The sequence below is a fragment of the Xanthobacter sp. AM11 genome (assembly GCF_047444035.1).
Lineage (GTDB): Bacteria > Pseudomonadota > Alphaproteobacteria > Rhizobiales > Xanthobacteraceae > Xanthobacter.
In genome coordinates this window covers 378705-393242 of record NZ_JBLAOA010000001.1, presented here as the reverse complement: position 1 = coordinate 393242, position 14538 = coordinate 378705, and the positions used below count along the sequence as shown (strand labels likewise).

Here is a 14538-nt window from a genome sequence, read left to right as displayed (position 1 = left end):
GGCGGCCCGGCCCCCAACCGCAGGAGGGCCGGGCCGCAGCGGAGCCCGCGCCCCGCGCCGCACCGCGGCTGGTGACGCCTTCCGCCTTCCCCTTCAACGCCCCTCGCCCCTCCGGTAGAGTGAGGGGGAGTGATTCGCGAGGCGCCGGCCCAGTCTGCGGCGCCCGCCGGGCAGGGGAAGGAAACCGGGGCGAATGGCGGAGCGCATCCGGATGATCGGCGTTCGGGCCCCGGAGCGCGGGGGCCCATGCTCCGGCGCGTCCGCGGGATCGACCGGGCCGCGCCCTGCGGCTACCCGCGCGGCGCGCGTTCTGCGCCTTCCTGCTGCCGCGGTCCTCGCCACCGCCGCCTTGGGCGCCGGGCCGGTGCAGGCGGCAAGCTGGACCACCCTTTCGGCCGCCGCCGTCGCCCTCTGGCCGGTGCTCGCCGTCGCCGCGGCGGTGGTGGCCGGCATCGCCGCCGTCAGGTCCCGGCGCACCTGCGCCGAACTGCGGGCCACGGTAGCTGCGTCCGCGGCCGCCGAGGCCTCCGCCGTGTCGGTGGCGGCCCGCGCCCGCGCGGACGCCCATGCCTACAAGTCCCTGCTGGGCGCCGATGCCCCCGCGGCGCTCGTCTGGGCGGGCCGCGGCGCGCCGGTGGAGGTGTTCGGCCGCGCGCCGGAGGATCTCGACCGGGAGTTGGGCTCAGCTTCGGCCGATGTGGCGGCGGCGCTCGCCCGCCTCCAGGCGGGGGATGGCCAGCTCGCCCGCACCCTCGCCGCCGCCGACGGCGGAAGGCTGGAGCTTTCCGGCCGCAGCGCCGGCGGCGCCGGCGTCCTGCTGCTGCGGCCGCCGGGCGATGCGCCGGCCGATGTGCCCGCCATGGAGGCGCCGGCCGGCTTCGTCGCCGGGGCCTGCGCCGTGCTCGATGCCGCCCCGGCCCCGGTCTGGCTGCGGGATGGCGAGGGCCGGCTGGCCTATGTGAACCCCGCATTCGCCGCAGCCGTGGGCGCCGCCTCCGCGGACGAGGCGCGCACCCTCGGCCTCGACCTCCTCGACGGCAAGACCCGGGCGGCGGCGCAGAGCGCGGAGGGAGCGCAGGGCGCGTTCCGCCAGCGCGTGCGCGCCGTCACCATGGGCCAGCGCCGGCAGATGGACGTGGTGGAGGTGGCCGGGCCGTTCGGCGTCGCCGGCATGGCCATTGACGTGACCCAGGAGGAGGCCGCCCGCGCTGAAACCCTGCGCATCGTCTGCGCCCACCGCCGCACCCTCGACCAGCTCACCACCGCCGTCGCCATCTTCGGCGCCGACGAGCGGCTGGTCTTCCATAATGCGGCCTATGAGCGGCTGTTCGACCTGCCCGCCGCCCTTCTGGACCAGAGGCCGGCGGAAGGGGAGATCCTGGAGCGCCTGCGCACCCGGCGCATGGTGCCGGAGCAGGCGGATTTCCGCGCCTGGCGCGCCCAACTGCGCGAAGCCTACCGCGCCATCGAGCCGGTGAACGACTGGTGGCACCTGCCCGGCGGGCAGATGCTGCGCGTGGTCGCCACACCCAATGCGGAGGGCGGCGTCACCTATCTGTTCGACGACCTCAGCGAGCATGTGGCGCTGGAAAGCCGCTACAACACCCTCATCCGCATCCAGGGCGAGACGCTGGACGGACTTGCGGAAGCGGTGGCGGTGTTCGGCAGCGACGGGCGCCTCAGCCTCTACAACCATGCCTTCCTCACCCTGTGGTCGCTGGACAGCCGGGCGCTGGGAGAGAAGCCCCATGTGGATGCGGTGGCCGCCATGTGCCGGCCGCTGCATGGCGAGACTTCCGCCTTCGCCCGCATCCGCCACGCCGTCACCTCCATCGGCCCGCGCGAGACGCAGACCCTGCGCCTGGAGCGCGCCGACGGCCGCGTGCTCGACGGCGCCACCCAGCCCCTGCCGGACGGCGGCACCATGGTGACCTTCCGCGACGTGACCGACAGCGTGAAGGTGGAGCGCGCCCTCACCGAGCGCGCCGAGGCGCTGGAAGCCGCCGACAAGCTGAAGAACGCCTTCGTCGGCCACGTCTCCTATCACCTGCGCACGCCCCTCAACACGCTGATGGGCTATGCGGACATGCTGCGGGAGGGCCTCGCCGGGCCGCTCAATGCCCGCCAGCGCGACTATCTCGAACACATGCGCCAGTCGTCGGACCTGCTGCGCGCGCTGATCGATGACATCCTCGACCTCGCCACCATCGATGCCGGCGCCATGGAGCTCGACCTTGCCGAGCTGGATGTCCGCGAAACCGTGCAAGGGGTGGCCGAGGCGGTGCGCGACCCGCTGGAGGAAGCGGGGCTCAGCCTGTCGGTCTCCGTCGATCCGCAGGCGGGACGCTTCGTGGCCGACGGGCGGCGCGTGCGGCAGATCCTGTTCAATCTCCTGTCCAACGCCATCGCCGTGTCGCCGTCCGGCGGCACCGTGAGCCTCGGCGCCGTGCGCCGGGACGGAGCGCTGGTGTTCACCGTGCGCGACGAGGGCCCGGGCGTGCCGGCCGAGGTGGCGGGCTCCCTGTTCGAGCGGTTCGAGAGCCGCAGCGCCGGCCCGCGCCATCGCGGGGTGGGGCTGGGGCTCGCCATCGTCCATTCCTTCATGGCGCTGCATGGCGGCTCGGTGACGGTGGCTCCCGCCGGCCGCGGGCCGGACGCGCGGGGCACCCTTGCCACCTGCATCTTTCCCCTGTCCGGCGAGCGCCGGAGCGAGGCGGCCGAATGAGTCTCGTCATCGAAGGCCTGCCCGGTCAGCCCCCCGCGTGCCGGATCGTGCTCGCCGACCTTGCCGCCACGGCGCGCCTGGCGCGGCTGCTGGCCACCTGGTTCGGGCCGAAGGACACCATCACCCTCACCGGCGACCTCGGCGCCGGCAAGACCGAGTTTGCCCGCGCCCTCATCCGCGCCTTTGCGGACGACCCCGGCGTGGATGTGCCGAGCCCCACCTTTCCCATCATCATCGCCTATGATTTCCCCCGTGGCCGGGTGGTACATGCGGACCTCTACCGCATCGTGGAAGAAGAAGAGCTCGACGAGATCGGCTGGGACGAGCTGGGCGACGATTCGCTGGTGCTGGTGGAATGGGCCGACCGCGCCGGCCACCGCCTGCCCGCGGATCACCTCGACATCGCGCTCCACATGCCCGGCCGCGACGACGAGCCCGGGCTGGGGCCGGAGGCGCGCATCGCCGTGCTCACGGGATATGGCAGCGTCGGGGCGCGGCTGGAGCGGTTCGAGATCGCCGAGGGTCTTATCGAGGGCAGCGGGTTTGCGCAGGCCGCGCGGGTGTTCCTGCAGGGGGATGCCTCCAGCCGCTCCTACACCCGCCTCGTCCTGCCGCAGCGCTCCGCCATTCTGATGAATGCGCCGCGCCAGCCCGACGGCCCGCCCCTGCGGCGGGGCCTGCCCTACAGCCAGCTTGTGCATCTGGCCGAGGATGTGAAGCCGTTCGTGGCCATGGACCGCGCCCTCCTCGCCCAGGGGCTGTCGGCTCCGGTGATCCATGCCGCCGACCTGGAGGCCGGCCTCCTGGTGATCGAGGACCTCGGCAGCGAGGGCGTGGTGGCCGGCGACCCGCCCGCGCCGGTACCCGAGCGCTACCAGGTGGCGGTGGAGGTGCTTGCCGCCCTCCATTCCCGCGCCCTGCCGCAGACCCTCCACGTGGCGCCGCGGGTGGAGCGGGTGCTGCCCTTCTACGACGTGGCGGCCATGCTGGCCGAGATCGACCTGATGCTGGACTGGTACCTGCCGGCCCGCGGCATCCGGCTCGACGGCGTGATCCGGGAGGAGTTCCACCTGCTCTGGCGCAGCGCCCTGAACCCGGTGGTGGCGGAGCCCCCCACCTGGGTGTTGCGCGATTTCCATTCCCCCAACCTCATCTGGCTGCCGGCGCGGGACGGACTGAGGAAGGTGGGCCTCATCGATTTCCAGGACGCGGTGCTGGGCTCCTGCGCCTATGATGTGGTCTCCCTGGCCCAGGACGCGCGGGTGGACGTGCCGGAAGACCTCGAACTGCATCTGGTGGGCCATTACGTGAAGCTGCGGCGGGAGGCGGACCCCAGCTTCGACGCGCGCGGCTTTGCCCGTTCGTATGCCTTGCTCGGCGTGCAGAGAGCCACCAAGATCCTCGGCATCTTCACCCGCCTCAACGACCGGGACGGCAAGCCGGGCTACCTGCGCCACCTGCCGCGGATCCGGCGCCACCTGGCCCGCTGCCTCGGCCATCAGGATCTCGGCTCGCTCAGGACCTGGTACGAATCCGTCCTGCCATCAAAGGATCTCAGCGCGTGACGCAGCAGCCGCAGCCCGGAACGGTGCAGATGGACACCGCGCAGATGGACGCCGTGCAGATCGACACTGCCATGGTGCTTTCCGCCGGGCTGGGCACGCGGATGCGGCCGCTCACCGACACCCGGCCCAAGCCGCTGGTGGAGGTGTCCGGGCGAGCGCTGATCGACCATGTGCTCGATCGCGTCGCGGATGCGGGGATCGGCCTGGCGGTGGTCAACCTGCACCACCACGCGGACCTTCTGGAGGCCCATGTCCGCGCCCGGCGGGCGCCGCCCCGCATCGCCTTTTCCGACGAGCGCGCGGCCCTGCTGGAAACCGGGGGCGGGGTGCGCAAGGCGCTGCCGCTGCTGGGGACAGGCCCGTTCCTGGCCATCAATTCGGATACCATCTGGATCGAGGGGATGCGGCCCAACCTTGCCCGGCTGAGCGAGCGCTTCGATTCCGCGTCCATGGATGCGCTGCTGCTGCTGGCGTCCGCCGCCCACTCCATCGGCTATGACGGGCGCGGCGATTTCCAGATGGACCCCCTCGGCCGCCTCACCCGCCGCGGCGAGCGGCAGGTGGCGCCCTTCATCTATGCGGGGGCGTGCATCCTCAAGCCGTCGCTGTTCGAAGGCCTGCCCGAGGGGGCCTTCTCCCTCAACCGGGTGTTCGACCGGGCCGGGGCGGCGGGGCGCCTGTATGGCCTGCGCCTGGATGGCATCTGGATGCATGTGGGAACGCCCGATGCCATAGCGCTCGCGGAAGAGGCGATCGTTCTGTCGAGTGATTGACCACCCGGCATCGCCGCGCCGGGCCGGGGGCGGGGAAGCGGGAATGGAGGGTGGAAGCGTGCCGCGCGTGTTCACAATTCCGTCCTCGGCGCCGTTCCTGCCGACCCTGGCGCGGGCGCTCCTCGACGGCGTGCTGGTGGAGGGCTTCGCCCCGCGCAGCGACCCCATGGCCCTTGCCGGGGCCACCGTGTTCCTGCCCACCCGCCGCGCCGGCCGCCTGTTCGCCGAAGCCCTGCTCGAAGCCGCCGGCGGCACGGCGCTGCTGCTGCCGCGCATCGTTCCCCTCGGCGACGTGGACGAGGATGCGCTGGCCTTCTCCGAGGATGCCCCGGTGCTCGCCGCGCCCCACGCCATCGCCCCGGTGCATCGCCGGCTCGTGCTGGCGCGGCTGGTCGCCCATTGGCGCGACACGCTGGCCAAGGCGGTGGAGCGCGAGGCCGTGGCGGCCGGCACCGCCGCCACCTTCGCCCTGGCGGACGCCCTGGGCAGCCTGTTCGACGACCTGACCACCGCCGGCCTGAGCGTGGACCGCCTGGATGGCCTCGTGCCGGACGAACTGGACCGCTATTTCCGCATCGGCCTCGATTTCGTGCGCATCGCCCGCCGCGCCTTCAGCGCCTATCTGGCGCAGGCCGGCCTCGTGGAGCCCGCCGCGCGGCGCGATGCGCTGGTGGACGCGGAGGCGCGCCGGCTTTCCGCCCTCGGCCCCGGCGCCGGGCCGGTGATCGCCGCCGGCTCCACCGGCTCCATGCCCGCCACCGCCCGCCTGCTGAAGGCCATTTCCCGCCTGCCGCGTGGCGCCGTGGTCCTGCCGGGCCTCGACGATGCCTTGGACGAGGCCTCCTTCGCCCGTCTCGCCGATGCCCGGGACGGGGCGCCGGACCACCCCCAGTTCGGCCTCGCGCGGCTGCTCGCCACCCTGGAGATGACGCGCGCCGACGTGGTGCCGCTGGCCCGGCCCGCCGCCTTCGGCCGCGAGGTGCTGATGAGCGAGGCGCTGCGGCAGGCCGAAACTTCGGACCTGTGGGCAAGCCTTGGTGCGCGCCTGCCGGCCGATGCCCTCGCCCGCGCCATGGAGGCGGTGAGCGTGGTGGAGGCGGACGATCCGCGCGCGGAGGCCCTCGCCATCGCGCTGGTGCTGCGCGACAGCCTGGAGCGGCCGGGGGAAACCGCGGCCCTCGTCACCCCGGACCGGGACCTGGCCCGGCGGGTGGCGGCCGAAATGGCCCGGTTCGGCGTGGCGCTGGACGATTCCGCCGGCACGCCCCTGGCCGAGAGCGCCGCCGGGCGGCTCGCCCGCCTGCTGGTGGCGGCTGCGGCGGAAGCCTGCGCGCCGGTGCCTCTGTTCGCGCTCCTGAGCCATCCCTTGGCCCATTTCGGCCTCCCGCCGGGCGCGAAGGCGGAGGCGGTGGCGGCGCTGGAGCTGGTGGCCCTGCGCGGGCCGCGGCCGCGCGCCGGCATCGCCGGGCTGCAGGATGCCATCACCGCCTTCGATCGCGACGGGCTGCGCGGCAGCGACCCCCGGCGGCGGGTGGATGCGCCCCGTCTCGATCAGGCGCGGGACCTCGCCACGCGGCTGGATCGGGCCCTCGGTCCGCTTCTCGCCTTCGGCAGCGCCCGCGGCGCACAGCCGCTGGCCGATCTCGTTTGCGCCCATCACGCCGCCTTCGAGGCCGCCGCGGGGCCGTTGCGCAGCACCGCCGAGGAGCCGGCCGAGGCGGCGCTGGCCCGCACCTTCGAGACCCTCGCCGCCGCCGCCGCGGACGGCCCGGCGCTGACCCTTTCGGCCTATGCGGACGCGGTGGGCGCGCTGTTCTCCGATGCCATGGTGCGGCCCGTGGCGGAGCCGCATGCGCGCATCCGCATCCTCGGCCCGCTGGAGGCGCGGCTCGTGCATGTGGATCGGGTGGTGCTGGGCTCCCTGGTGGAGCGCAGCTGGCCGCAGGTGAGCGAAACCGACCCCTGGCTCAGCCGGCCCATGCGGGCGGAGCTGGGGCTTGACCTGCCGGAGCGGCGCATCGGCCTGTCCGCCCACGATTTCGCCCAGAGCTTCGGCGCGCCGCAGGTGGTGCTCACCTATGCCGCCAAGGTGGGCGGGGCCCAGAGCGTGCCCTCGCGCTTCGTGCAGCGGCTGAAGACGGTGGCCGGGGAGGCCGCCTGGGCGGCGGCGCAGGCGCGCGGCGCGCGCTTCCTGGATGGCGCCCGCCGTGCCGATGCCGGCCCCCCGGTGCCCCGTGCCGCCCGGCCGGCGCCGGCCCCGCCGCTGGCCCTGCGGCCGCGCCGGCTCAGCGTCACCGAGGTCGAGACCTTCCTGCGCGATCCTTACTCCATCTATGCCCGCCACGTGCTGGGCCTTGCCGTGCTCGACCCGCTGGATGCCGCACCGGGAGGGGCGGAGCGGGGCTCGGCACTGCACGAGGCCATCGGCCGCTTCACTTCTGCCTTCCCGCAGGAGCTGCCGCCGGACGCCTTGCCCCTGCTGCTGGCGGAAGGCCGGCGGGCGTTCGCCCCGCTGGCGGCGTTTCCCGCCGAGCACGCTTTGTGGTGGGCGCGATTCGAGCGGGCGGCGGCGTTCCTGGTGGCGTTCGAGCGGGAGCGGCGGCCCGGCCTCGCCCGCGTGGTGGCGGAGGCCGGCGGCGCCCACGACATCGCCTTGTCCGGCGGTCCCTTCCGCCTTACCGGGCGGGCCGACCGCATCGAGGTGGCCCGCGACGGCAGCCTCGCCATCCTCGACTACAAGACCGGCACCGCGCCGAGCGCGAAGCAGGCCGCCACCCTCGCCCCCCAGCTTCCCCTCGAAGCCGCCATGGCCCGTCGCGGCGCCTTTGCCGGCGTGCCGGCGGCGGATGTGTCCGACCTCCTCTATGTGGAGCTGAAGGGCGCCGCTGCCGGGGGGGAGGTGAAGCCGGTGCGGGTCAAGGGCAGCACCACGCAGGACCTCGCCGAAGCCGCCCTCGACGGCCTCACCGGCCTGCTGGAGGCATTCGAGGACGAGCGGCAGGGCTACCGCTCCCTCGCCGCCCCGCAATGGCAGGGCCGTTTCGGCGATTACGACCACCTCGCCCGGGTGCGCGAATGGGCGCTGGCGGGGGAGGAAAGCGAATGAGCTTCCCCCTGCCGCCCGACGCTCCGCGCGACCCCAAGGCCGAGGCCACGCGCCGCCAGTCGGATGCCTCCCACCCCGCCTTTTCCGCCTGGGTTTCCGCCAATGCGGGCTCGGGCAAGACCCATGTGCTGGCGCGCCGCGTCATCCGCCTGCTGCTCGCCGGCACGGCGCCGGGGCGCATCCTGTGCCTCACCTATACCAAGGCGGCCGCCGCCAACATGGCGAACAGGGTATTGGCCATCCTCAGCCGCTGGGTGCGACTGCCGGACGCCGAGCTGGACGCGGCCATCGCCGAGACCACGGGAGAGCCGGTTTCCGCCGCCCTGCGCGCCCGCGCCCGCCGCCTGTTCGCCGCGGCGCTGGAGACGCCCGGCGGCCTCAAGATCCAGACCATCCACGCCTTCTGCGGCGGGCTGCTGCACCGTTTCCCGTTCGAGGCGGACGTGGCGGCGGGCTTCGGCGAGCTGGACGAAACCGGCCGGCTGGATCTTATGGCCCGCATCCGCGCCGACATCGTGATCGCGGCCACATCGGCCCCGGCCTCCCCGCTCGGCGCGGCCCTCGCCCAGCTCACACAGGACCTGTCCGACCAGAGCCTTGCCGACCTCTTGGAGGCGGCCATCGCCCTGCGCGCGCGCATCCTGCCGCTGGGGGCCACCGCGGCCGAGCGGCACGCCGCGGTGGCCGGCGCCCTCGGCCTGGCGCCGGATGTCGGCTCCGCCGCCATCGAGGCGCAGATGCTGGAGAGCCCCGAGGTGGTGCGCTCCGAATGGGCCGCCCTCGCCGCCGAGATCGCCACCTCCGACAAGGCCACCGACCAGGAGCGCGCCCGCGCCCTTGCCGCGGCGGCGCAGGCGGGGGACGACGCCAGCGCCCTTGCCGCCTATCGCAGCGTGTTCTTCGGCAGCGAGGGGACGCCGCGCCCGGACCGCAGCCTGCTCACCAAGGGCTTCTGCGACCGGGCTCCCGACATCGCCGCCCGCTTCCGCGCCGAGCGCGACCGCCTCGCCGCCCTGGATGCGGCGTGGCGCGGCGCCCGCACCCTGGAGCGCACCGGGGCCGCCCTCACCCTCGCGGCGGAAGCCGGCCGGCGCTACGAGGCGGAAAAGGCGGCGCGCGGGCTCCTGGATTTCGACGACCTCATCGCCCGGGCCGCCGGCCTGTTGTCCGAGCAGCCCACCTTCGTGCAGTACAAGCTGGACCAGGGCATCGACCACATTCTCGTGGACGAGGCGCAGGACACCAGCCCCCAGCAATGGGACGTGGTGCGCGGCCTCGCCTCGGACTTCTTCTCCGGCGCAGGGGCCCGGCCGGAGGTGACGCGCACCATCTTCGTGGTGGGTGACGAGAAGCAGTCCATCTATTCCTTCCAGGGCGCGGACCCGCGGGCCTTCGGCGGCATGCGCTCCACCTTCGAGGCGGCGGCGGGCAAGCCGGCCTTCCGGCGGGTGGAGCTGCCCCATTCCTTCCGCTCCGCGCCCGGAGTGCTGGAGGCGGTGGACCGCATCTTCGCCCGGCCTCAGGCCCATGCCGGCCTCACCCTCGACGGCCCGCCGCCGCCCCACACCGCCATCCGCGCCGATGCGCCCGCCCTGGTGGAGATCTGGCCCACCACCACGCCCGAGCCCAAGGCGCCGCCGGACAACTGGCGCCGTCCGCTGGACGAGGTGACGGGGGACGACCCGGTGAACCGCCTCGCCCAGCGCGTCGCCGGCTTCATCCAGGCCGGCATTGCCGCCGGCCTGTCCATGCCCTCCCGCGGCGGGCGACCCATGACGGCGGGCGACGTGCTGGTGCTGGTGCGCCGGCGCGGCAAGGCGTTCGAGGCCATCATCCGCGCCCTGAAGGAGCTGAAGGATGCGCGGGTGGATGTGGCCGGCGCCGACCGGCTGGTGGTGCCGGAGCACATCGCCGCCCTCGACCTGATGGCCCTGGGCGACGCGCTCACCTCTCCCGACGACGATTTGGCCCTTGCCGCAGTGCTGAAAAGCCCGCTGTTCGGCCTCTCCGACGACGATTTGATGGTGTTGTGCCCGGGCCGGCCGGGCCGGCTCGCCGACGCGCTGGCGGCATCGGAGCTGCCGGCCCATCGCGCCGTCGTCGCCCGTCTCGCCGCCTGGCGGCGGGAGGCGCCGGCGCTGCGGCCGTTCGATTTCTACGCTCGCGTGCTCGGACGCGACGGCGGCCGCCGCGCCATGCTGGCCCGGCTGGGGCCGGAGGCGGCGGACGTGCTGGACGAATTCCTCGCGCTCGCCCGCACCTATGAGGCCGGCGAGCCGGCGAGCCTGCCCGGCTTCCTCGCCTTCCTCCGCCGCGGCGGCGCCGAGACCAAGCGCGACATGGAAAGCGGGCGCAACGAAGTGCGGGTGATGACCGTGCACGGCGCCAAGGGGCTGGAGGCGCCCGTCGTCATCCTCGCCGATACGGTGGACGTTCCCCGCGCCCGCATTGCCGGCGGCCTCTTGTGCGTGCCCGGGGCGCAGGGGCCGGTGCCGGTGCTGGCGCCCCGCAAGAGCGAGGACCCGCCCGCCCTCGCCGCCGCCCGCGCGACGGCCGCGGCCCGCGACGAGGAGGAGTATCGCCGCCTGCTCTATGTGGCGCTGACGCGGGCCGAGGATGCCTTCATCGTCTGCGGCGCCGAGACCCGCGCGCCGGCGAAGGACAAGCCTCATGCCCGGCCGGAGGGCTGCTGGTACGATCTGGTTCTCGCCGCGCTGGAGGGCGAGGCGCAGGCGTGCCCCGCCCTCGGCTTTGCCGGGGAGGTGCTGCGCTGGACCAAGGGTCCGGGGCTCAGGCACGCCGCAGCCTCCGCCGCCGCTTCACCGGCTGCGCCCGTCGCGCCGCCGCCGGACTTCCCCCACCCGCCGCCGGTGGAGCCCGCGCCGCGGCGGCTGCGCCCCTCCGGGGTAGAGCTATCGGGAGGTGCGGCGGCCGAAGCGCCTGCAGCCGCGCCAGGCGACAGGAGCAGCCTGCCGCCGCTCCTGCGCGGCGACCTTGTGCACCGCCTGCTGGCCGGGCTTGCCGACGTGGCGGCGCCGGAGCGGGCGGCAGCCGGCCTGCGCCTCTTGCGCCACGCCGCCGACGGACTGCCGGAAGCGCTGCATCAGGAGGTATTAAAGGAGGCGCTGGGCGTGCTTGGCCATGCGCCGCTGGCGGACCTGTTCGGCGCCGGAAGCCGGGCAGAGGTGCCGGTGATCGGCCATCTGCGGGGGCGGGACGCACTGCCATACCACGTTTCCGGCCGCATCGACCGGCTGGCGGTGGCCCCCGGCGGCCTGGTGGTGGCCGATTTCAAGACCGACCGCTTGCCCCCCGGGACGGCGGCCGACATTGCCGAAACCTATGTGGCGCAACTTGCCGTCTACGGCGCCCTTCTGTCGCAGGTGTTCGGCGGGCGGCCGTTCGAGGCGCGGATCGTCTACACTGCCGGGCCTCAGGTGTTCCGGCTGGAGCCGGAGCGGCTGGCGCGCGCGCTGGAGCGGCTCGGCGTGGTTTGCTAGAGCACACGCCGATCAGCTTGGATCGCAAGCCGATCGGATCGCGCTCTAGCCTCACCTCGCCGTGACCTGCCTTGACGGGGAGGGGAGGGGCTCCCTACGTTCGGCATCAAGATTCAGTGGTTTCTCAAAATCCCCCTACGAGGTCTGCCATGGCGGTCGAGAAGGTTTCCGATCAGAATTTCGAACAGGACGTCATCAACTCCAGCGCTCCGGTGATCGTGGACTTCTGGGCCGAGTGGTGCGGCCCCTGCCGCATGGTGGCCCCCATCCTCGAGGAAGTGTCCGGCGAGATGGGCGAGAAGGTGCGCATCGTGAAGCTGAACGTGGACGAGAATCCGCAGACGGCCTCCAAGTACGGCATCATGTCCATCCCCACCCTGCTGCTGTTCAAGGACGGCAAGATCGCCTCCCGCCAGGTGGGCGCCGCGCCCAAGGCGAAGCTGGTGCAGTGGATCAACGGCGCCATCTGACGCCGCTTCACCTGCCCTGAAATGCGGATGCCCCGGACCGCAAGGCCGGGGCATCGTCGTATCCGGCGCCGGTCGCCGTCGCGCCTCTCGCCGCGGGCTCAGGCTTCGGGGGTGCTGTCGCCATAGCTGACGGCGCTCAGATAGAGCCCGCAGGCGGGGGCCATGGGGCCGCAGCGGGTGCGGTCGGCCGCCTTCAGCGCCGCCTCCAGATCGTCCGCGCTCCAGCGTCCCTCGCCCACCCGCATCAGCGAGCCCACCATGGATCGCACCTGGTGGTGCAGGAACGAGCGGGCGGACGTGACGATGCGGATCTCGTCGCCCCACCGGCACACGTCCAGCTGGTCCAGCGTCTTCAGCGGCGATGCCGCCTGGCATTCGGCGGCGCGGAAGGTGGAGAAATCATGCCGCCCCAGAAGCCGCTGCGCCGCCGCGTGCATGGCCCCTGCGTCGAGCTTCTGGGGAATGCGCCACGCCCGGTCGCGCTCCAGGGCGAGGTCGGGGCGGCGGTTCACGATGCGGTAGAGATAGTGCCGGCGGGTGGCGGAGAAGCGCGCGTCGAAGCTGTCGGGCACCAGTTCGGCGGCAAGCACTGCCACGGGGTGGGGCCGCAGCTGGGCCGTCATGGCATCGCGAACCGTGTCGCAGCGCCAGGGGCGGGAGAGGTCCACATGGGCCACCTGCCCGGTGGCATGGACGCCCGCATCGGTGCGGCCGGCGCCGGAAACCTGCACCCGCTCGCCGCAGAAGCGGGCGAACGCCTCCATCAGCACGCCCTGGACCGTGGGCAGGTCGGCCTGCATCTGCCAGCCGGCGAAGGAGGTGCCGTCGTATTCGATGGTGAGCTTGTAGCGGGGCATGGGGGATGAAGGCGGCGCGGCGCGGGGCGCGTCAAGCCAGCACGGTTCCGGGCGGCACCCCGTTGCCCCGCAGGAAGGCATCCGCCGCGGCCGGCTGCTTGCCCGCCTTCTGCAGCTCCAGGAGGCGGACGGCGCCGGTGCCGCAGGCGATGGTGAGGCTGTCGTCCAGCACCGTGCCCGGCGCGCCGCTTCCCGGCGCGAGGGTGGAGCGCAGCACCTTCACGCGCGCCTCCTCCGGCCCGAGGGGGAACCAGGCACCGGGAAACGGCGAGAGGCCGCGGATGCGGTCGTGCACCTCGCCGGCGGGGCGCGACCAGTCGATGCGGGTCTCCGCCTTCTCGATCTTGGCGGCATAAGCGACGCCCGCCTCCGGCTGGGGCGTGAAGGCGAGGCCGCCGCGCTCCAGCGCCGCCAGCGCCCGGGCCATCAGGTCGGCACCCAGCACCATCATGCGGTCGTGCAATTCGCCGGCGGTCATGTCCGGGCCGATGGGGATGCGCTCCACCAGGCCCACCGGGCCGGTATCGAGCCCCGCCTCCATCTTCATCACCGCGACGCCGGTTTCCCGGTCCCCGGCCATGATGGCGCGCTGGATGGGCGCGGCGCCGCGCCAGCGCGGCAGCAGGGAGCCGTGGAGGTTGAGGCAGCCGAGGCGGGGGGCGTCCAGGACGGCCTGGGGGAGGATGAGCCCATAGGCCACCACCACCGCCACGTCGGCCTCATGGGCGGCGAACGCGGCAGCCGCCGCCTCGCCGCGCAGGCTTTTCGGCGTCAGCACCTTGAGGGCGAATCGCTCCGCCACGCGGTGCACGGGCGAGGGGGTGAGATCGAGCCCGCGCCGGCCGGCCGGGGCGGGGGGACGGGTATAGACGGCCACCACCTCATGGCCGCGGCCGACGATCTCGGAAAGGGTGGGCACGGCGAAATCCGGCGTCCCCATGAAGACGATGCGCATAAGGGGTCCGGTCCGCCGGGTTGTCAGGCCTCGGCCTTGTGTCTGGCCTGCTTGGTGAATTTCTTGATGACGCGATCCCGCTTCAGCTTCGAGATGTGGTCGATGAACAAAACCCCGTTGAGGTGGTCGATCTCGTGCTGGACGCAGGTGGCGAACAGCCCTTCGGCCTCCACCTCCCGGACCTTGCCCTCCACGTCCTGGAACCGCACCGCAACCCGGGCCGGCCGTTCCACTTCCTCGTAATATTCGGGAATGGAGAGGCAGCCTTCGCTGTAAACGGACAGTTCTTCCGACACCGCGATGATCTCGGGATTGATGAGGGCGATGGGCTTCTTCTCCTCGCCCTCCCGCGCCACGTCGATGGTGACCACCCGTTTTTCCACACCGATCTGGATCGCCGCCAGCCCGATGCCGGGGGCGTCGTACATGGTGTCGAACATGTCTTCCACCAGCTTGCGGATTTCGCCGTCGATGGCCTCGACCGGAGCGGAAATGGTGCGCAGCTTGGGTTCGGGGATGATGAGGATGGGTCTGGTCGCCATTTCAGCGAAATAAGCGAAGCCGGCGCGCCGGTCAACATGTTCGCT

Annotated in this window: 9 protein-coding genes; 6 read left to right on the top strand and 3 right to left on the bottom strand. The window is 73.2% G+C overall.

What is annotated here, in order from left to right; translation table 11 throughout:
• Positions 1–193 precede the first annotated feature (193 nt).
• From ACI7BZ_RS01790 to trxA, 6 genes are all read left to right on the top strand, one after another.
• Positions 194–2725: a sensor histidine kinase gene (locus ACI7BZ_RS01790; protein WP_414115494.1), complete on the top strand. Its 2532-nt coding sequence runs from the start codon at positions 194–196 to the stop codon at positions 2723–2725.
• Positions 2722–4290, top strand: coding sequence for a tRNA (adenosine(37)-N6)-threonylcarbamoyltransferase complex ATPase subunit type 1 TsaE (gene tsaE, locus ACI7BZ_RS01785; protein ID WP_414115493.1), 1569 nt, complete (start codon positions 2722–2724; stop codon positions 4288–4290). Before ACI7BZ_RS01790 ends, tsaE begins: the two co-directional genes overlap by 4 nt.
• A gap of 44 nt (positions 4291–4334) precedes the next feature.
• Positions 4335–5063 (top strand): nucleotidyltransferase family protein, encoded by a 729-nt coding sequence (locus tag ACI7BZ_RS01780; RefSeq protein WP_414119064.1) that lies wholly within the window; start codon positions 4335–4337, stop codon positions 5061–5063.
• Positions 5064–5106: 43 nt separating this feature from the next.
• A complete protein-coding gene (gene addB, locus ACI7BZ_RS01775; RefSeq protein WP_414115492.1) occupies positions 5107–8169 on the top strand; it encodes a double-strand break repair protein AddB in 3063 nt (1020 codons plus the stop codon).
• Entirely contained in the window at positions 8166–11669 is a 3504-nt protein-coding gene (gene addA / locus ACI7BZ_RS01770) for a double-strand break repair helicase AddA (protein WP_414115491.1), read from the top strand. The genes addB and addA overlap by 4 nt, the downstream gene beginning before the upstream one ends.
• A gap of 149 nt (positions 11670–11818) precedes the next feature.
• The gene (gene trxA, locus ACI7BZ_RS01765; protein ID WP_414115490.1) at positions 11819–12139 is read left to right on the top strand and encodes a thioredoxin; all 321 of its coding nucleotides are present in this window, start codon (positions 11819–11821) and stop codon (positions 12137–12139) included.
• Positions 12140–12237: 98 nt separating this feature from the next.
• On the opposite strand, the gene truA is transcribed toward trxA, so the two are convergent.
• Genes truA through def form a run of 3 tightly spaced genes read right to left on the bottom strand, consistent with a single transcriptional unit; the run spans position 12238 to position 14493 of the window.
• Positions 12238–12996: a tRNA pseudouridine(38-40) synthase TruA gene (gene truA / locus ACI7BZ_RS01760; RefSeq protein ID WP_414115489.1), complete on the bottom strand. Its 759-nt coding sequence runs from the start codon at positions 12994–12996 to the stop codon at positions 12238–12240.
• A gap of 31 nt (positions 12997–13027) precedes the next feature.
• Positions 13028–13951, bottom strand: coding sequence for a methionyl-tRNA formyltransferase (gene fmt / locus ACI7BZ_RS01755; RefSeq protein ID WP_414115488.1), 924 nt, complete (start codon positions 13949–13951; stop codon positions 13028–13030).
• A gap of 23 nt (positions 13952–13974) precedes the next feature.
• Positions 13975–14493, bottom strand: coding sequence for a peptide deformylase (gene def / locus ACI7BZ_RS01750; RefSeq protein WP_414115487.1), 519 nt, complete (start codon positions 14491–14493; stop codon positions 13975–13977).
• Positions 14494–14538: the final 45 nt, after the last annotated feature.